Source organism: Vibrio sp. 1978 (assembly GCF_033344345.1).
Genome location: NZ_JAWPOP010000525.1, coordinates 1 through 669, shown reverse-complemented (window position 1 = coordinate 669; position 669 = coordinate 1). Strand labels below are relative to the sequence as shown.

1 pseudogene is annotated in these 669 nt (G+C 46.2%); it reads right to left on the bottom strand.

Annotated features, from left to right (window positions below):
• Window positions 1–669: pseudogene (locus R8N49_RS27620) on the bottom strand (FAD-dependent oxidoreductase); the annotation flags it as partial.

Here is a 669-nt window from a genome sequence, read left to right as displayed (position 1 = left end):
CAGCTAGAGCATGCGGATAGCCTCGTTCTTCGGTCAGTTTAATCGCGTATTGTTCGATTTCGTCTTCAGACCAATTAACGGTCACTGGATGTTGCGCTTCTACATTATGTTGAGGCGTGATATCAAACCAATACTGAAGCATTTTTTGAGCAGCCAACAACGTAGAAGACGCTTTCACAACTTCAATTCGAGCGTAGTGATTTTGTTCGAATGAAACATCTGCCGCGCGAAGCACAGGATCTGTGCCTGGAATCTGTTGAGCACCAAACAATGCTTTGCCACCTTTTTCCGCTGTTTTGTAATCAGGGATAAATTGGGCCATGTGTTGTATTGCGTTATGCGTTCTTTCACCCAAAATTTCTTCACGCCACCCACTGCGAATTTTAGACAGTAACGGTACAGGTAGCTCAGGTTGAGCAGAGAGTGCCGTGCTTTCAACTAAGCCATCTTCAAACAACGTGATCTCTTTCGTCATGCCGTGCAGCTGGAAATAGCCATCTCCATAAGGAGTTAACTGCGCCATTCCTTTATCTGTGCCACGGGGGCCGTGGAAAATGACTTCTGGCCATTGCTGGTTACATTCGTTCCATTTGGTCACGTAAGCGGCTTTGAATTCAACTAAACGGTCACGCTTAGCACCAACTGCGTTATCAATAGTTCCCGTCTCGA